General features: G+C 67.4%; 15 protein-coding genes. 8 read left to right on the forward strand and 7 right to left on the reverse strand.

All coding sequences use genetic code 11. The features are described 5' to 3' along the window. Positions 1-14: 14 nt before the first annotated feature. Positions 15-863, reverse strand: a complete 849-nt coding sequence (locus ACWIEX_RS08945) for a GNAT family N-acetyltransferase (protein WP_454032707.1) — start codon at positions 861-863, stop codon at positions 15-17. Positions 864-1195: 332 nt separating this feature from the next. Between ACWIEX_RS08945 and ACWIEX_RS08950 the strand changes: the two genes are divergently transcribed. Further along, complete coding sequence (locus ACWIEX_RS08950) at positions 1196-1864, forward strand: haloacid dehalogenase type II (protein WP_454032708.1); 669 nt, start codon at positions 1196-1198, stop codon at positions 1862-1864. Between the two features lie 25 nt (positions 1865-1889). Then, positions 1890-3167, forward strand: a complete 1278-nt coding sequence (locus tag ACWIEX_RS08955; protein ID WP_454032709.1) for an NAD(P)/FAD-dependent oxidoreductase — start codon at positions 1890-1892, stop codon at positions 3165-3167. A 64-nt stretch (positions 3168-3231) separates the two neighbouring features. Here the strand turns inward: ACWIEX_RS08955 and ACWIEX_RS08960 are convergent, their stop codons facing one another. The 5 genes from ACWIEX_RS08960 to ACWIEX_RS08980 all read right to left on the reverse strand — a co-directional run bounded on the left by ACWIEX_RS08960 (position 3232) and on the right by ACWIEX_RS08980 (position 8668). Continuing rightward, positions 3232-4692: an NAD-dependent succinate-semialdehyde dehydrogenase gene (locus ACWIEX_RS08960; RefSeq protein WP_454032710.1), complete on the reverse strand. Its 1461-nt coding sequence runs from the start codon at positions 4690-4692 to the stop codon at positions 3232-3234. Positions 4693-4705: 13 nt separating this feature from the next. Next, positions 4706-5749: a tartrate dehydrogenase gene (locus tag ACWIEX_RS08965; protein ID WP_454032711.1), complete on the reverse strand. Its 1044-nt coding sequence runs from the start codon at positions 5747-5749 to the stop codon at positions 4706-4708. A 12-nt stretch (positions 5750-5761) separates the two neighbouring features. Then, positions 5762-7225: an aldehyde dehydrogenase family protein gene (locus tag ACWIEX_RS08970; RefSeq protein WP_454032712.1), complete on the reverse strand. Its 1464-nt coding sequence runs from the start codon at positions 7223-7225 to the stop codon at positions 5762-5764. Between the two features lie 129 nt (positions 7226-7354). Next, positions 7355-7714: a cupin domain-containing protein gene (locus tag ACWIEX_RS08975; protein WP_454032713.1), complete on the reverse strand. Its 360-nt coding sequence runs from the start codon at positions 7712-7714 to the stop codon at positions 7355-7357. Between the two features lie 30 nt (positions 7715-7744). Then, positions 7745-8668, reverse strand: a complete 924-nt coding sequence (locus tag ACWIEX_RS08980; RefSeq protein WP_454032714.1) for a 2-hydroxyacid dehydrogenase — start codon at positions 8666-8668, stop codon at positions 7745-7747. A gap of 283 nt (positions 8669-8951) precedes the next feature. Between ACWIEX_RS08980 and ACWIEX_RS08985 the strand changes: the two genes are divergently transcribed. Then, positions 8952-9857, forward strand: a complete 906-nt coding sequence (locus tag ACWIEX_RS08985; protein ID WP_454032715.1) for a GNAT family N-acetyltransferase — start codon at positions 8952-8954, stop codon at positions 9855-9857. 51 nt (positions 9858-9908) lie between these two features. Here the strand turns inward: ACWIEX_RS08985 and ACWIEX_RS08990 are convergent, their stop codons facing one another. After that, positions 9909-10721, reverse strand: a complete 813-nt coding sequence (locus ACWIEX_RS08990) for a GntR family transcriptional regulator (protein ID WP_454032716.1) — start codon at positions 10719-10721, stop codon at positions 9909-9911. A gap of 135 nt (positions 10722-10856) precedes the next feature. Here ACWIEX_RS08990 and ACWIEX_RS08995 point away from each other — a divergent pair, with 135 nt between their 5' ends. Genes ACWIEX_RS08995 through ACWIEX_RS09015 form a run of 5 tightly spaced genes read left to right on the forward strand, consistent with a single transcriptional unit; the run spans position 10857 to position 17148 of the window. Further along, positions 10857-12179 carry a M20 family metallopeptidase gene (locus ACWIEX_RS08995; protein WP_454032717.1) on the forward strand — a complete coding sequence of 441 codons (1323 nt, stop codon included), beginning with the start codon at positions 10857-10859 and terminating at the stop codon, positions 12177-12179. Between the two features lie 11 nt (positions 12180-12190). After that, positions 12191-13744, forward strand: coding sequence for an ABC transporter substrate-binding protein (locus ACWIEX_RS09000; protein WP_454032718.1), 1554 nt, complete (start codon positions 12191-12193; stop codon positions 13742-13744). A gap of 19 nt (positions 13745-13763) precedes the next feature. Next, positions 13764-14711: an ABC transporter permease gene (locus ACWIEX_RS09005; protein WP_454032719.1), complete on the forward strand. Its 948-nt coding sequence runs from the start codon at positions 13764-13766 to the stop codon at positions 14709-14711. After that, positions 14704-15528 (forward strand): ABC transporter permease, encoded by an 825-nt coding sequence (locus ACWIEX_RS09010; RefSeq protein ID WP_061963484.1) that lies wholly within the window; start codon positions 14704-14706, stop codon positions 15526-15528. The genes ACWIEX_RS09005 and ACWIEX_RS09010 overlap by 8 nt, the downstream gene beginning before the upstream one ends. Before the next feature lie 3 nt (positions 15529-15531). Beyond that, entirely contained in the window at positions 15532-17148 is a 1617-nt protein-coding gene (locus ACWIEX_RS09015; RefSeq protein ID WP_454032720.1) for a dipeptide ABC transporter ATP-binding protein, read from the forward strand. Positions 17149-17153 lie beyond the last annotated feature (5 nt).

Genomic DNA, 17153 nt, shown 5'->3' on the forward strand with positions numbered 1-17153 from the left:
GGCGGTTCTCCAGCTTATCCGAGCGCCTGACTGGCGAGAGCGAAGGGTTGGGCGGGGCCGATCGGTTGCCGGTTCGCCGCGTTGCGGCGCATGGCGATGCCGCCGCCGGCATGCGCGAGGCCGCAGGCGGCGAGCCAGGGGGAGAGCCCGGCGGGCAAGGGCGTGTCGACCCGCAGGAAGGTGCCGGACCGGGCATTGATCAGGAACGACAGAATGGCTTGCGCCTGCGTTTCGGTCTCCGCGATCACGGGGCCGATCACCTCGCCGCGCCCGAACGGGCGCAAGGCTCCGAAGCCGGCGATGCGGTCTCCTTCGCGCAGGACCGCGATCTGCGCGGTCTCGCCGAGGAAGCGGAGGAGAGTGCGACGATCGAAACCGAGCGCCTGGCGATCGAGGGCGGCGATGGTGGCGAAATCCTCGGCGCGCGCCCATGCGATGCCGCGCACCGGGACCGGAGCCGCTATCCCCTCGCGAAGATGGCCCTGATGCTGGCGGATCTCATGAACCGTGCGGAAGCCTAGCTTCTCGTAGAGGGGCAGGCCGTCTGCCGTCGCCGTGAGGCAGCATTCCCGCTCGCCGCAAGCCTGCAGGGCGGCATCCATCAGCCGGCGGCCGAGTCCGCGGCCGCGCATCGTGGCAGCCACGATCACCATGGCGATCCTGGCGGATTCGTCGGCAAACGGGGTCATCATGGCGGTGCCGACCACGACGTCGCCCTGGAGCATGACGAAGCCGTCGCTGAGCGTGAGGAGCATCGCCCAGTCCTCGCGCCGATGCGGCCAGCCCGCTTCGCGCGAGAGCTGAAGGGCGCCGTCGAGATGGTGTTCCTCGAACGCGACGAGATCGATCGTTTCCTGGTCCATGCTGCTTCGCTTCGTATCCGTTGCATCATGGATAAGCCGCATGCCGGCGCAGTTCCTCCCGAGGAACGGGCTCAGGCGATATCTTCGGCCGTAGGAACGTGCGGCGACCGCATGGAATGCCACGGCCAGATGCACGGCCGGGTGGAAAGCGGCCGCCGCCGCCTCGCCAGGCACATCGGCCGCGGTGGAGAGGCGCAACACTGTGCCATAGCCTCGGGGGCGGACGGCAGTTTGTGCTTCCTGCCGCGGGCAATGCGGTGCTCGCGCCGTTTGAGGCCCGTCTATGATCCCTGCAACGGCCACAACCGTTTCGCCACAGGGGATTTGCGCGGATGACTGTCTTCAAGCCGAAATTCGTCACCTTCGACTGCCACGGCACGCTGATCTATTTCGCGATGGATAAGGCAGCGCGCGCGCTCTACGGCGACAAGCTGGACGAGCCGGCGATGCAGCGCTTCATTACGAATTTCTCGGCCTATCGGCTCGACGAAATCCTCGGCGACTGGAAGCCCTATGAGGAGGTCGTCTACAATTCGCTGGAGCGCGCCTGCCGCCGTGACGGCGTCGCCTTCCGCCCCGAGGATGCGCGCTGGGTCTATGAGCAGGTGCCGACCTGGGGCCCGCATGCGGACGTGCCGGCCGGCCTCGCCAAGGTGGCGAAGGAAATCCCGCTCGTCATTCTCTCCAATGCGGATAACGACCAGATTCCGCATAACGTCGCCCGGCTCGGCGCGCCTTTCCATGCCGTCTATACGGCCGAGCAGGCCCGCTCCTACAAGCCGCGCATGAAGGGCTTCGAATATATGTTCGACATGCTGGGCTGCGGGCCGGAGGACGTCTGCCACGTCTCGTCCTCGTTCCGCTACGACCTGATGACGGCCCATGACCTCGGCATCAGGAACAAGGTCTGGGTCAATCGCGGGCACGAGCCGGCAAACCCGTATTACGGCTACACCGAGATCAAGGACATCGGCGGCCTGCCCGGCGTCTTCGGCCTCTGAGGCAAGGGCAGGGGACATAGGCGCGATGCAGTTCAAGTCCTATTGGCATGATACGGCGGCGCCCTTCGACTGCGCCGTCTCCGGGCCGGTCGAGGGCAGCTATGACGTTGCGGTGATAGGCGGCGGCTTCACGGGTCTTGCGGCTGCGCGCCAACTGGCGATGGCCGGTGCGAAAGTCGTCGTCCTGGAAGCCCGAAGCGTCGGCTACGGCGCCTCGGGCCGCAATGGCGGCCATCTCAACAATGGACTCGCCCACAGCTTCATCGCTGCCAAGGAAGCGCTCGGCACCGAGCGTGCCGTCGCGCTCTACAAGGCCTTCGACGACTCGGTCGACACGATCGAGCGGATCGTGGCGGAGGAGGGCATCGACTGTGCCTTCCGCCGCGCCGGCAAGCTCAAGCTCGCCTCGAAGCCGGAGCACGTCGCCTCGCTCACCCGCAATTTCGAGGTGCTGCATCGCGAGGCCGATCCCGATACCGCGATGCTGAGCCGGGCCGAGCTCAAGAGCGAAATCGGCTCCGATAGCTTCCATGGCGCGATGCTCTCGAAGAAGAGCGCGATGATGCATATGGGCCGCTTCGTCGCCGGGCTCGCCACCGCCGCGGCGCGCTACGGCGCGGTCATCCATGAAAACGCCCCGGTCACCGGGCGGCGGCAGGAGGCCGGGCGACATATCCTCGACACGCCGCGCGGCAGCGTCTCCGCCAGGGATGTGCTGGTCGCGACCGGCGCCTATACCTCCGGCCCCTTCGCCTGGTTTCGCCGGCGCGTCATCGCGGTCGGGAGCTTCCTGATCGCGACGCGGCCGCTCACCGAAGCCGAGGCCGCCGCGACCATGCCGGGCAACCGCACGGCCGTGACCTCGCTGAACATCGGCAACTACTTCCGCCTCGCCCCCGACAACCGGCTGATCTTCGGCGGCCGGGCGCGCTTCTCCGCCACCTCCGACCAGACCTCCGATGCAAAGAGCGGCGCCATCCTGCGCGCGAGCCTTGCCGGCATCTTCCCGCAGCTCAAGGATGTCGAGATCGACTATTGCTGGGGCGGGCTGGTCGACATGACCAAGGACCGCTATCCGCGCGCCGGCTACGAAGACGGTGTCTGGTACGCGATGGGCTATTCCGGGCACGGCGCCCAGATGTCGACCCATCTCGGCATGATCATGGCCGATGCGATCCTCGGCCGGCCGGACCGCAACCCGCTGAAGGGGCTGTCCTGGCCGCCGGTTCCGGGCCATTTCGGCAAGCCCTGGTTCCTGCCGCTGGTGGGGCTTTACTACAAGGCGCTCGACCGGATTCAGTAAAGCGCATCGCACTGTGCGACAGCTTGAACAGGCGCCGGGAAAACTCCCGGCGCCTGTTCTGTTTTCAGAGACCGCCGATGTGGAAGGCCTTGACCTCGAGATACTCCTCGATGCCGAGCTGCGAGCCCTCGCGGCCGAGGCCGGACTGCTTGACGCCGCCGAAGGGAGCGACCTCCATCGAGATCGCGCCGGTATTGAGGCCGACCATGCCGAATTCCAGCGCCTCGCCGACGCGCCAGGAGCGGCGCATGTCCTGCGTGAAGAAATAGGCGGCCAGGCCGAAGGGCGTGCCGTTGGCGACGGTAATCGCCTCCGCCTCGCTGCGGAAGCGGAAGAGCGGCGCCACCGGGCCGAACGTCTCCTCGCTCGCCAGCAGCATCTCGGTCGTCGCCTCCCCCAGGACGGTCGGCGTGGCGTATTGCTTGCCGTTCGGTATCCCGGCCGCGCTGGCGAGACGCCTGGCGCCCTTCGCGAGGGCGTCGTCGACATGGCGCTCGATCTTCTCCAGCGCGGCGGCATTGATCATCGGGCCGATATCGACGCCGGAATCGGTCCCCGGGCCGACCTTCATCGCCGTGACGCGGGCCGAAAGCCTCTCGGCGAAGCGGTCATAGATGCCGTCCTGCACCAGGATGCGGTTGGCGCAGACGCAGGTCTGGCCGCCATTGCGGAATTTGGAGGCGAGGATGCCGTCGATCGCGAGGTCGAGATCGGCATCGTCGAAGACGATGAAGGGTGCGTTGCCGCCGAGCTCTAGGCTCAGCCGCTTGATGCTGTCGGAGGCTTGCCGCATCAAGAGCGCGCCGACGCGCGTCGAGCCGGTGAAAGAGATCTTGCGAACGCCGAAATTGCCGGTGAGCTCGGCGCCGATCTCGGTCGGCAGGCCGGTGACGATGTTGACGACGCCGGCCGGGATGCCGGCCCGCTCCGCCAGCACGCCGAGCGCCAGCGCCGAATAGGGCGTCAGCTCCGAAGGCTTGATCACGACGGTGCAGCCGGCGGCAAGCGCCGGCGCGACCTTGCGGGTGATCATCGCGTTCGGGAAGTTCCAGGGCGTGACGATGCCGCAGACACCGACGGGCTGCTTCATCACCACGATGCGCCGGTCGGCAGTCGGGGCGGGGATGGTCGAGCCGTAGATGCGACGGGCTTCCTCGGCGAACCACTTCACGAAGGAGGCGCCATAGCGGATCTCGCCACGGGACTCGGCGAGCGGCTTGCCCTGCTCGCGGGTCAGGATCAGCGCGAGATCCTCGAGATGTTCGAGCATCAGACCATGCCAGGCTTCGAGCAGCACAGCGCGCTCGGCCGGGGTCTTGGCGCGCCAGCTCTCGAAAGCGGCCGTGGCGGCGTCGATCGCGGCGCGGGTCTCAGGCGTGCCGGCGTCCGGCACCGTGCCGAAAACCGCTTGCGTGGCAGGATCGACGACGTCGAGCTTGCGGCCCGAGGCCGCGCCGATCCACTGGCCGCCGACAAGGCAGGCTTCCTGCACGAGTCCGGGGTCGCGAAGGCCTTCGATGGTCATCTCTGCTGTCCTCTCAAGCCAGCGCCGCGACGATGGCGCCGGTGATCTCGGTTGTCTTGTGCTGGCCTGCCTTCGTGCCGATGCCGCGGGCGGTCGCGACTTCGATGGCACCGATCACGGCGGCTGCCGCGCGCGATTCCCCGAGATGGTCCAGCATCATCGCGCCGGACCAGATCGCCGCGATCGGGTTGGCGATGCCGAGATGGGCGATGTCGGGGGCCGAGCCATGTACCGGCTCGAACATCGAGGGCGCGTTGCGCTCCGGGTTGATATTGGCGGAAGCCGCATAGCCCAGCCCGCCCTGGATGGCGGCGCCGAGATCGGTCAGGATGTCGCCGAAGAGGTTCGACGCGACGACGACGTCGAGGCTTTCCGGCGCCATCACCATCCGCGCCGCCATGGCGTCGATATGGTAGTTCGCGACCTCGACATTGGGATAGTCGGCCGCGACCTGGGCGGTGACCTCGTCCCAGAACACCATCGAGTATTTCTGCGCGTTCGACTTCGTCACCGAGGCGAGCTTGCCCCGGCGCTTGCGGGCCTGCTCGAAGCCGAAGCGCAGGATGCGTTCGACGCCCTTGCGGGTGAAGATCGCCGTCTCGACCGCGACTTCGTCGTCCGTGCCGTTATGGATGCGGCCCCCGGCGCCCGAATACTCGCCCTCGGTGTTTTCGCGGATGCAGAGGATGTCGAAGGCGCTGGCGCGCAGCGGCCCCTCGACGCCCGGCAGCAGCCGGTGCGGGCGGATATTCGCGTATTGCACGAAGGCCTTGCGGATCGGCAGCAGGAGCCCGTGAAGCGAGACCGAATCCGGCACGCGCTTCGGCCAGCCGACCGCACCGAGCAGGATCGCGTCGAAGCGGCGCAGCGTCTCGATGCCGTCCGCCGGCATCATCGCGCCGGTCTTCTCGTAGAAATCGCAGGACCAGGGGAAGCTCGTGCCGTCGAGCGCGAAGCCCGCGCCGGCCGCCGCCTTGTTCAGCACCTGCCAGGTCGCGTCGATGACGGCGGTGCCGATGCCGTCGCCCGGGATCAGGGCGATTTTGTAGGATTTCACGGTGCAGTCTCCTCAGACGGCGATCAGGACGCTCTTGGATTTGCGGTTGGCGAGATAGGCCTCGCGGCCGAGATCCTTGCCGAGGCCGGACTGCTTGTAGCCTCCGGTCGGCAGGATGTGATCCCGCGAGCGGCCATAGCGATTGACCCAGACAGTGCCGGCCTGGAGGCGGTCGATCGCACGCAGCGCCCGCGACAGGTCGCGCGTGTAGAGGCCGGCGCAGAGCCCGTAGGTCGGATGATCGGCGAGCTGGAGCCCTTCCTCCTCCTCCCGGAAGGTCTGGACGGTCAGGACCGGCCCGAAGATTTCCTCGGTCACGGCGGGTGAACTGGCGTCGACGCCCTCCAGCACGGTCGGCGCATAGAAATAGCCGGCATGGTTGAGGCGTTGCCCGCCCAGACGGCAATTGGCGCCGCGCGTCACCGCGGCATCGACGATGCCAGCCATCCGGCCGATCTGCCGCTCGGAGATGATCGGCGAATAGGCGCTCGCGGCGTCCCAGGTCGGACCTGGCCGGACCGCGCCCATACGCTCGACGATGAGCCCAACGAGCTCCTCCGCGACGCTCTCCGCCACGATCAGCCGCGAGCCGGCGACGCAGGCCTGGCCGGCATTGCCGAGGATGCTGCGGGCGATGACGCCGGCCGCCAGCGGCAGGTCGGCATCGGCGAAGACGAGCTGCGGGCTTTTTCCACCGAGTTCGAGCGTCATCGGCTTGATGCCGGTACGGGCGATGTTTTCCATGATCGCGGCGCCCGCGGCGGTCGAGCCGGTGAACGAGACCTTGGCGATGTCGGGATGGCCGGTGATCGCCGTGCCGGTGGTCCGGCCATCGCCGAGCACGATATTGACCAGGCCCGCCGGCAATCCGGCGCGAACCGACAGTTCCACCAGATGGAGCGTCGCGAAAGGCGTCATCTCCGAAGGTTTCAGCACGACGGCATTGCCGGCCGCGAGTGCGGGGCCGAGCTTCCAGCCGGCCATGTTGATCGGGAAGTTCCAGGGCGTGATCGCGCCGACGACGCCATAGGGCTCTGTCGCGATCATGCCGAAGCTGTCGGGGCCGGTCGGGACGAGATTGCCGCCTTCCTTGTCGGCGAATTCGGCGAAGAAGCGGATCTGCTCCGCGGTCACCGGAACATCGCCCGCCATCAGCTCGGAGATCGGCCGGGTCGAGGCGACGGCCTCCAGTCGCGCCAGCGTTTCCGCTTCCGCCTCGATGAGGTCGGCCCAGCGATGCAGCGCGCGGGCACGCTCGCGCGGCGCCAGGCGGCCCCAGCCGCTCTCGGCCAGGGCTGCCTTCGCGGCGGACACGGCGCGGTCGACGAGGTCGGCATCGCCGACCGGGCAAGCGGCGAAAGCGGCCGCGTCCGAAGGGCGATGCAGGTCGATGCCATCCTTGGCATCGACCCATTCGCCGGCGATGAAGTGGCCGCGCGGGAGCGTGACCGAGGCGGGATCGAAACTCAGCGACACGGCGGATCTCCAGGTGGCGGTCGTGTCAGGCTAGATCGACCACACCCGCAGTTTGCGCCTCTGAACGTGTCGGCGCCGATCGGAAATCCCGTTTGCCCCGCCCGGCGCGGCCGATTCTTCGGCGCGGCGTCAGCCGGCAATGACGTAGATCTTGCGGACGGTCTCGATCGTCTTCCAGACGCCGACATAGCCGGGCTTCATCACGAAGCTGTCGCCGGCGCGGAAGATGCGCGGCGGCTGGCCTTCCTCGGTCAGCTCCACGACGCCAGAGAGGATGTAGCAGAATTCCATCGTCTCGCCCTTGATCGAATGGTTCTCACCCGGCGTCGCTTCCCAGACACCGGTACGGACCTTCCCCGTGCCCTCCCGGGACTCGTCCTGCGCCCAGGTCTTGTATGATGGGTCTCCGGAAATCAGGCGATCCGGGGCCGCCTTGGAATGCTTGGGCTCGCCGGTGGGGGCAAGGTCGAGCTTGACGAGGAGAGACATGGAAGAACCTTTCGTTCTGGTCGATGTGATTCAGTAGCCGCGGCCGCGATCGACGAGGCCGATCGGCGGCAAGCCGGAGCGATGGCGGCGGATATTCTCGATGACGGCCCTCGCCGCGGGCTCGGCCTCGACCTTGCTGGCGATATGTGGCGTCAGGATCACCTTGGGATGGCTCCACAGGCGATGGCCGGGCGGAAGCGGCTCCGGCTCCGTGACGTCGAGCACGGCGCCGGACAGATAGCCTCTGTCGAGGGCATCGAGCAGGGCGTCCTGGTGGAGATGCTGGCCGCGGCCGACATGCACGAGGCCGGCCCCCGCGGGGAGTTGCGCAAAGAGCTCCGCATCCAGAATGCCGGTCGTCTCGGGCGTGAGCGGCAGCAGGCAGATCAGGATATCGGTCTCGGCGAGCAGGGTGGACAGGCCCGCCGAGCCATGAAGGCAGCGAATCCCGTCGATCGATCGCGGCGAGCGGCTCCAGCCGGATATCGGGAAGCCGAAGGGCTTCAGGCGGTCGATGACGGCCGATCCCATCATGCCCAGGCCGAGCACGCCGATCCGGCGCTCGGTGGCGGATACGATATCATACGCCTCCCAATGCGCGGCGCTCTGCTGGGCGATGTAGAGGGGCCATTGCCGATGCAGGGCGAGCACGCCGAGCGTCACGTATTCCTGCATCATCCGGGTGATGCCCTCCTCGACCATTCGGACGACGAGGACGCCGGGCGGCAATCCGTCCGTCTTCATCTGGTCGATGCCGGCGCCGATCGAGAACAGGATTTCGAGATTGGCAAGGCGGTGGAGATCGTCCGGGGCCGTCCAGGTGACGAGATAGCGGATATCGGCGGGATCATAGGCATCGCCGGCCTTGAGGAAGCGGATATCCGGCAATTCCTCGGCGAAGCGCGCCGAAAACACCCGGGCCCGCTCATCGGTGGAGTTGAAGAGGAAGGTCAAGGCGAGCTCCGTGAGATCGGAAGATCAGGCTGTTTCCTGCGCGAATTATGCACCGAGCCGTTCGCGCATCCCGTCACGGGCGGCTCCGGGTCAAGGCGGCGTTGGCGACATGATAGGGCCGGCGCACCGGCCTTCGCATCGTTTCGGCACCACCTCGCGGACTTCCCTGCCGAATTACCGCGGAATAACGGTGCTTCCTGTTGCGGGATTGGTTTAGAACCGATGGGTACCCGGCTGGAATCGGCCGCCGGGCAGAGCCGTGGACACGGCGGAGGCTAGCGATTTGGAGACGATCGCCCGACTGCATATCGATACGTTCGAGTTCAGCTTGCGCGACATCAGGCAGGTCGATCCCACGCTGCTGCATGCGCTGTCCGTTTCGGTGGGATGGCCGCATCGGGAAGGCGACTGGCAGATGCTGCTCGATCTGGGGCAGGGGCTCGCCGCCGTCGACGAGATCGGACGGGTCGTCGGAACCGTGATGTGGCTCCGGTACAGGCCGGATTTCGCCATGGTCTGCATGCTCATCACCTTGCCCCGCCTCCAGGAGCAAGGGGCGGGAAGCTGGCTCATGGAGAAAGCGCATGAGCTGAATCCGGGAGTCGTTTTCGGGCTCACCGCGACGCGGGAGGCGAAGCGGCTCTATCGCTCGCTCGGCTACGGGTACGAGCAGAAGGTGCTGCGTTGCCAGGGGGAAGCCGCCCCGGATGCGCTCAATCCTGGAAAGATCACGCCTTTCGCCAGGACCGAAGGCTCGCTTCGTGCGCTCCAAGCCGAGGATCACGACGGCCTTCTGCGGCTCGACTGCGCGGCGATCGGCCTGGATCGCTCCGCCGTTTTCGGTTCCCTGCTTCCGGTGTCCCAGGGACATGTCCTGATCCGCAACGAGGAGATCGTCGCCTTCGCCCTTTGCCGGCCGTTCGGACGAGGGCACGTCATCGGCCCGGTCATCGCTGCGACCGAGGCCGATGCGGTCGCGGTCTCGCGCCCCTATGTCGAGGTTCATGCCGGCAGGTTCCTGCGAGCCGACACGCCGGCCTGCAATACCGCCTTCACCAACTTCCTCGTCGCCAGCGGCATGCAGATCCACGACAGCGCCACATCGATGGGGCTGGGACGGGCCGCCTATATGCCGTCGATCCCGGGCGGTCCCCGCCGCATCGCGCTCGCCAGCCAGGCGCTCGGCTAGCGAGGCCGCCTGGAGGCTGGCGCCGGGCCCATGCCCGGATGGGGCGCGGGCCTATCTGACTTCGTTGACATAGGCGTGAGCGGCTGTCGTCGCGCGATGCCATCCGAGGATCGTGGGCACGCCCGCCTGATCGTAGGCGACCTCGTCGATCGTCAGCACGGCTTCGCGCCCGCCGAGCTCGAGCAGCGCGATATCCTCGTCATCGGCGAGATCGGCGGTGATCTGTTCGCGAACCGCGGAAATCCGGATACCGTAGCGTTCCAGCAGGTGGAGATAGAGCAGGGGCGGCAGGTCGGTGGTGCCGCACGGCCAGTCCGGCAGCCGTTCCTGTGCCAGGATCATCCTGTCGTGCATCACCGGGCGGCCATCGACATGGCGAATGCGGCGAATCCTGATCACGCCTCCGGCCCTGATCTGCAGCGCCTCCGCCTGTGCCGGCGTGGCAGGCAGGGCCTCGACGCTCAGGAAACGGCTGGTCGAGCGCACAAGGCTGCCATCGGCCCGGTGCAGGCGGAAATACTGGAAGAAGAAGCGCAGGCTGTGATGCGGCGTCCGGCCGGTCACGACCGTGCCGGTCTTGCGGCGGCGCGTCAGCAGCCCCTCCGCCACCAGATCGCTCATCGCGCGGCGCACCGTGCCGACGGCGATACCGAAGCTCTGGGCGAGGGACGTTTCGCTGGGAAGAACCATCCCCGGCTGCCATTCGCCGACCAGGATCGCTTCCGACATGTGTCGCTTCACGCGCTCGTAGAGCGGTGCGGCTTCGCCGGCGCCGAAATTCGGCAGGGCCGGCGCCGCGGCTCTGGCAGCGCTGCCCGTTCCGACCGCAACGGCCGTCGCATTTTTGGCATTGACAGGGGGCATGCCGCTGAGTCCTATTTCTATATAGTTTATATGAAAGAGAAGGGACCGCAAATGGCATTGCCAGAAGCGGCATTTCGATCGCTCCATCGCAGATCGTACGGGCGCCGGACAAGCGCGGCGTCGTTGGGCTGAACGATGGTCGAGCCCGCATCCCTCCGGCGAAACGAGACGGCGCTGGCCGAGGCCTGCGGCTGGATTGCCGCCAATGTGGACGATGCCGTTGCCGGGCTCGGCCGGATGATCGCGGTCGACACCTCGTTCCCGCCCGGCCTGGGCTATGATGATTTCGCCGGGCTGATGGAGGAACTCGTCGCCCCGCTCGGCTTCGAGGCCGAACGGGTCATGGTGCCCGAGAGCCTGTGGAAAGTGCCGAATGGACCGGCAGCAGGCCCGCGCACGAATCTGATCGCCAGCCGTCTGAGCGGGCGGCCGATCTGCGGCCTTTATTTCCACGTCGACACCGTGCCGGCTGCGGCGGGCTGGGAAACCGATCCGCTGCGCATGGAGCGCGACGGCGATCGGCTGATCGGCCTGGGCGCGGCCGACATGAAGGGTTGCGTCGCCGCGATCCTGCTGGCGTTGCGCGCGGCCCGGACCTGCGGTGTCGAACTCGCCTATGATCCGATGCTGCTGTTCTGCACCGACGAGGAAGGCGGCCTCTATCCCGGCATCCGCTACCTCGCCGAGCAGGGCCGCCTCCCGGAGCACATCCTCAACTTCAACGGCAGCGCCGAGGCGCGGGTCTGGGCCGGCTGCTTCGGCCTGTTCAACCTCCTCGTCCGCATCCATGGCCAGGCCGTCCATGCCGGCGAAGGCAACCGCAAGGGCTCCGGCCTCAATGCGATCGACGGGGCGCTGCCGCTGCTCAATGCGCTGACGGAGCTGAAGGCGCAGATCGCGACCCGGATCTCGGCCCTGCCGCCGCCGCCCGGCAAGCCGGCGCTGGCGGCGCAGCTCAACCTCGCCGCGATCCAGGGCGGCACGGCCGGCGGCCAGGTTCCGGCCCTCGTCGAGCTGACGCTGAACCGGCGCTATGCCCCGGAGGAGCGCTTCGAGGATGCGCTGGCCGAGATCGAGGCGGTGATCCGCCGCAGCACCGCCGCCGTGCCGGGCCTTTCCGTCGAGACGGCGCTGGTCGGGCATCTGATGCCGACCGCCGACCCGGCCGGGCCGCACTGGCCGCGCTGGCAGGCCGCGATGGGGCAGGGTTTTGGCTATGCGCCGGAGGACTTCCGCAAATGGGGGGCAGCGAGCTGCTCCGATTTCGGCTGGGTCCAGCGCGCGACCGGCCGGCAGGAAGTGCTGCTCGGCGGGCTCGGCCGGCCCGACCGCAACATCCATTCGCCCGGCGAATACACCACGGTGCCGGACATCGTCTCGCTGGCGCAGGCGGTGCTGTCCTATCTCGCCGCCGATTTCAGGCCCGACATCAACCCCGATCGATCCCCCAAGAGCTGAAGGAGCGTTCCATGCCGAGCATCCATCGTCGCGATTTCCTCGCCGCTTCCGCCGCTCTCAGCGGCCTCGCCATGTCCGGCGTTCCGGCCTTCGCGCAGACGCCGCGCCGGGGCGGCACGCTGCGCGTCAGCGTCGACCAGGCGGTTTCCAAGCTCAATCCGCTCGTCACCCGCGTGAACCCGGAATATCTCGTCGCCGAGCTGCTCTACTCCAACCTGACCCGGCTCAAGCCCGACATGAGCGCCGAGCCCGATCTCGCTGAATCCTGGACGAATTCCGCCGACCTGACCGAGTGGACCTTCGCCCTGCGCAAGGGCCTGAGCTTCCATGACGGCTCGCCCTGCACGGCGGCCGATGTCGTCGCGACCTTCGAGGCGATCCTCGACGCCAAGACCGCTTCGCCGGCCCGCCAGAATGTCGGCCCGATCGCCAAGGTCGTGGCCAAGGACGACACGACCGTCGTCTTCAGCCTCTCGGCACCCTTCGCCGACCTGCCGGTGACGCTCGCCTACACCAACGCCAAGATCGTGCCGGCCGCGGTCATCAAGGGCGGTCTCCAGAAGCTCGACCGCGAAGCCGTCGGCACGGGCCCGTTCAAGCTCGTCTCCTTCGAGCCGGAGCGGCAGATCGTCGTCGCCCGCAACGATGCCTATTACGACAAGGCCCGGCCTTATCTCGACCGGATCGAGATTCTCGTCTTCCCGGATGTCAGCGCCGAGGCGTCCGCGCTGATCGCGGGCGATACCGACCTGATCAGCACGACCCCGCCGACCGAATTCGGCCGGTTGCAGAAGGCGAGCGGCGTCAAGGCGCTGCGCGTGCCGTCGGGCCAGTTCTGCAACGTCAATTTCGGCTGCGACCAGAAGCCCTTCAACGATGTGCGCGTGCGCCAGGCGCTGGCTCTCACCGTCGACCGCGCTGCCATGGTCGATTTCGTCACCGAGGGCTTCGGCTCGCCCGGCAACGATACGCCGCTCAACCCGGCCTATCGCTTCTATGCCGATCTGCCGGCGAAAAAGGCCGACATCGCCAAGGCCAAGGCGCTGCTTGCGGAAGCCGGCTATCCGAAGGGGCTCGAGGCGACGCTGATCGCCTCCGACCGGCCGGGCCAGCGCACCCAGCTCGCGGTCGCGCTGCGCGAAATGGCCAAGCCCGCCGGCTTCGACATCAAGGTCGAGACCATGCCGCACGCGACCTATCTCGATCAGGTCTGGAAGAAGGGCTCCTTCTATGTCGGCTTCTACAACATGCAGGCGACGGCCGACGCCATCTTCTCGCTGCTCTACACCTCGAACGCAGCCTGGAACGAGACGCGCTGGAACAATGCGGCCTTCGACAAGGTCGTCTTCGAGGCACGGGCGACCGTCGACGAGACCAAGCGCCGCGCGCTCTATGCCGAGGCGCAGAAGCTGATGAATGCCGAGGTGCCCTCGATCATCCCGGCCTTCTTCGACCTGCTCGGCGCCCAGCGCGAATGGGTTGAGGGCTATCAGCTTCACCCGCGCGGCGCGGTGTTCCGGCTCGACCATGTCTCGCTCGGCGCCAACGCGCCGAAGCGTAGCTGAGCAAGCGGGGCGAGCCAGCGTGTCGCCGGCCTATATCCTCAAGCGGATCCTGCTGATCGGCTACACGCTCCTTGTCGTGTCGCTGATCGTCTTCGCGATCACCCAGGTCCTGCCGGCGGACGCCGCCGTCATGATGCTGGGCGAGAACGCGACGCCTGATGCGCTGGCGGCGCTGCGAACCAAGATGGGGCTGAACGACCCGATCTGGATGCAATATCTGCACTGGCTCGGCGGCGTCGTCCGCGGCGATTTCGGCGTTTCGATGCGCACCGGCCAGCCGGTCGCGCCGGCGATGATCGAGGCGCTTGGCCGCTCGCTGCTGCTCGCCCTGTTCTCGATCCTGCTGATGCTGGCGGTCGCGATCCCGCTCGGCATCGTCGCGGCGGTGAGAAGGGGCAGGGCGGCCGATCTCGGCGTCAGCTTCCTGTCCTATGTCGGCGTTTCCGTACCGGAATTCGTCACGGCGACGCTGGTCGTGCTCGTTCTGGCCGACTGGCTGCAATGGCTGCCGGCGACGGGCTACGTGCCGCTGACGGAGGACCCGTTGCGCGGCTTGAAGCATCTCGTCCTGCCGGTGCTGACGGTGTCGATGATCCTGATCGCGCATGTCTCGCGCATGGTGCGCTCCGAGCTCATCGACGTGCTGCACTCCGATTATATCCGCGCCGCACGCCTGAAAGGGCTGTCGAAGCGGCAGGTGCTGTTCAAGCATGGCCTGCGCAACGCGCTGCTGCCGACGATCACCATCGTCGCGCTCGATGTCGGCTATCTGCTTGGCGGCGTCATCGTGGTCGAGGAGATCTTCGCCCTGCCGGGGATCGGCCGCCAGCTCATCGTCGCGATCCAGGCGCGCGACCTGCCTTCGATCCAGGCAGGCGCGCTGATCATGGCGACGACCTATGCCGTCGCCAATTTCCTTGCCGACATCGCCTACGCCTGGCTCGACCGGAGGATCCAGTATGATTGAGATCCTCAGGCGCATGCTGCGCTCGCCGCAGGGCGCGCTCGGCCTCCTGATCGTCGGGCTGATCCTGCTCGTCGTGATCGCCGGACCCTGGGTCGCGCCGCAGGACCCGGAGAAGATGGCGCCGCTGATGCGCTACAAGCCGCCGAGCGCGCAGTTCTGGCTCGGTACCGATCAGTATGGCCGCGACATCCTCAGCCGGCTGCTGCACGGCGCACGCGCCACCGTCGTGATGGCGGTGCTGGCGACGGCGCTCGGCACGCTGGTCGGCGCCGTGATTGGCACCGTCTCCGCCTTCCTCGGTGGGCGCAGCGACGAGGCGATCATGCGCACGGTCGACGCGATCATGTCGATCCCGAGCCTGCTGCTGGCGCTCCTGATCGTGAACCTGCTCGGCAAGAGCAGCCTCAACGCGCTGCTCGCCATCGCGCTCGCCTTCGCGCCGGGCATGGCGCGGGTGACGCGCTCGGTCGCGCTGTCCGTGCGCAAGCAGGATTACGTCAATGCCGCGGTGGCCCGCGGCGAGAGCGCGGCCTTCATCGTCGGGCGCGAGATGCTGCCGAACGTGGTGGCGCCGATCATCGTCGAGATGACGATCCGCGTCGCCTTCGCGGTGATGTTGTTCGCGACGCTGTCCTTCCTCGGCCTGGGCGCGCAGCCGCCGGCGTCCGAATGGGGGCTGATGGTCTCGGAGGCGCGCCGCTTCATGCATCTGAGCGCCTGGATGATCCTGTGGCCGAGCCTTGCCATCGCGCTGGTCGCGATCGGCTTCAATCTGCTCGGCGACGGCCTGCGCGACGCACTGAACCCGAGGACCTGAGCGATGAGCACGATCCTCGACATCGCCGGCTACGGTCTCGACTACGCGACGCCAACCGGCTTCATGCGCGCCCTCGACGATGTGACGCTCCAGGTCGCCAAGGGCGAGGTGCTCGGCCTCGTCGGCGAATCCGGCTCGGGCAAGACCTCGCTTGCCTGGGCGATCATGCGCTACCTGCCGGCGAGCGCGCGCGAGACGGGCGCCATCCGCCTGACCGGGCAGGATCTGCTGAAGGCCCCGGAGACCGAGATCGAGGCGATCCGCGGCAAGCGCATCGGCATGGTCTTCCAGGACCCGAGCACCTCGCTCAATCCGACCCTGCCGCTCGGCGAGCAGCTCGCCGAAGTGCTGGTGCGCCATCGCGGCCTGACGCGGAAGCAGGCCTGGGCCGAGGGTGAGGAACGGCTCGCGCGTGTCGGCTTGAAAATCCCGAAGCAGATGATGCGGCGTTACCCCCATGAGGCGTCGGGTGGCGAGAAGCAGCGCGTGGTCATCGCCACCGCCTTTGCCTGCCAGCCGGAATGCATCATCTTCGACGAGCCGACGACGGCGCTCGACGTCATCACGGCAAGGCAGATTCTCGACCTCTTCAAGGAGCTGCAGGCCGAGACCGGCGTCGCCTCGCTCTACATCTCGCATGACCTCGCGCTGGTCTCGCAGATCGCCACGAAGGTCGCGGTGATCCATCGCGGCAGGATCGTCGAGGAGGGCGGGCTCGGTGACGTCTTTGCCCGGCCGCAGGATACCTACACCCGCAAGCTGCTCGCCGCCGTGCCGCGGCCGGACCGCCGGCTGGTCGAGACGAGCGCGCCCGAAGCAACGAAGCCGCTGGTCGAGGTCGAGAAGGTCAGCGTGCTCTATGGCCGCAAGCCCTTCCTCGGCAGCCTGCTCGGGCGGGCGAACACGCAGTTCACCGGCAATCGCGAGGTCAGCCTCTCGGTGATGCCCGGAGAAATCCTCGGCATCGTCGGCGAGTCTGGCTCAGGCAAGTCGACGCTCGCCAGGGCGATGACGGGCCTCAATCGCTTCGAGGGCGAAATCCGCTTCGGCGGCCGCCGGATCACCGGCCTCGGCGATATGGACCGGGCCTATCGCCGCGATGTCCAGATCATCTTCCAGCACCCGGATTCCTCGCTCAACCCGCGCCAGCGCATCCGCGAGATCCTGTCACGGCCGCTCGCGCTCTATGGCGAGCCGGGCGCTCGCCGGGACGCGGCTGCGATCGGTGAATTGCTCGAGCAGGTCAGGCTGCCTGCCTCCTATGCCGAACGTTATCCGCATCAGTTGTCCGGCGGCGAGAAGCAGCGCGTCGCCATTGCGCGCGCCTTCGCCTCGAAGCCCAGGCTCGTGATCTGCGACGAGATCACCTCTGCGCTCGACGTCTCGGTGCAGGCCTCGGTCGTCGAGCTTCTGGTCGATCTCCAGAAGCGCTTCGGCACGGCCTATCTGTTCATCACCCACGATCTCAATCTGGTGCGCCAGATCGCCCACCGGATCGCGGTGATGTATCGCGGCGACCTCGTCGACCTCGTCGATATCGCGGCGCTCTCGACCGGTCCTCTTCACCCCTACACCCGATCCCTGCTCGAAGCCGTGCCCGCCCCGGCCACGGCCGCCTGACATTC

The sequence above is a fragment of the Allobosea sp. NPDC055353 genome, from assembly GCF_053644975.1.

What these genes read in the sequence shown, in the direction of transcription:
- ACWIEX_RS08945 (WP_454032707.1), bottom strand. Translation starts at nt 863, where the DNA reads ATGGACCAGGAAACGATCGATCTCGTCGCGTTCGAGGAACACCATCTC.
- ACWIEX_RS08950 (WP_454032708.1), top strand. Translation starts at nt 1,196, where the DNA reads ATGACTGTCTTCAAGCCGAAATTCGTCACCTTCGACTGCCACGGCACG.
- ACWIEX_RS08955 (WP_454032709.1), top strand. Translation starts at nt 1,890, where the DNA reads ATGCAGTTCAAGTCCTATTGGCATGATACGGCGGCGCCCTTCGACTGC.
- ACWIEX_RS08960 (WP_454032710.1), bottom strand. Translation starts at nt 4,692, where the DNA reads ATGACCATCGAAGGCCTTCGCGACCCCGGACTCGTGCAGGAAGCCTGC.
- ACWIEX_RS08975 (WP_454032713.1), bottom strand. Translation starts at nt 7,714, where the DNA reads ATGTCTCTCCTCGTCAAGCTCGACCTTGCCCCCACCGGCGAGCCCAAG.
- ACWIEX_RS08990 (WP_454032716.1), bottom strand. Translation starts at nt 10,721, where the DNA reads ATGCCCCCTGTCAATGCCAAAAATGCGACGGCCGTTGCGGTCGGAACG.
- ACWIEX_RS08995 (WP_454032717.1), top strand. Translation starts at nt 10,857, where the DNA reads ATGGTCGAGCCCGCATCCCTCCGGCGAAACGAGACGGCGCTGGCCGAG.
- ACWIEX_RS09000 (WP_454032718.1), top strand. Translation starts at nt 12,191, where the DNA reads ATGCCGAGCATCCATCGTCGCGATTTCCTCGCCGCTTCCGCCGCTCTC.
- ACWIEX_RS09010 (WP_061963484.1), top strand. Translation starts at nt 14,704, where the DNA reads ATGATTGAGATCCTCAGGCGCATGCTGCGCTCGCCGCAGGGCGCGCTC.
- ACWIEX_RS09015 (WP_454032720.1), top strand. Translation starts at nt 15,532, where the DNA reads ATGAGCACGATCCTCGACATCGCCGGCTACGGTCTCGACTACGCGACG.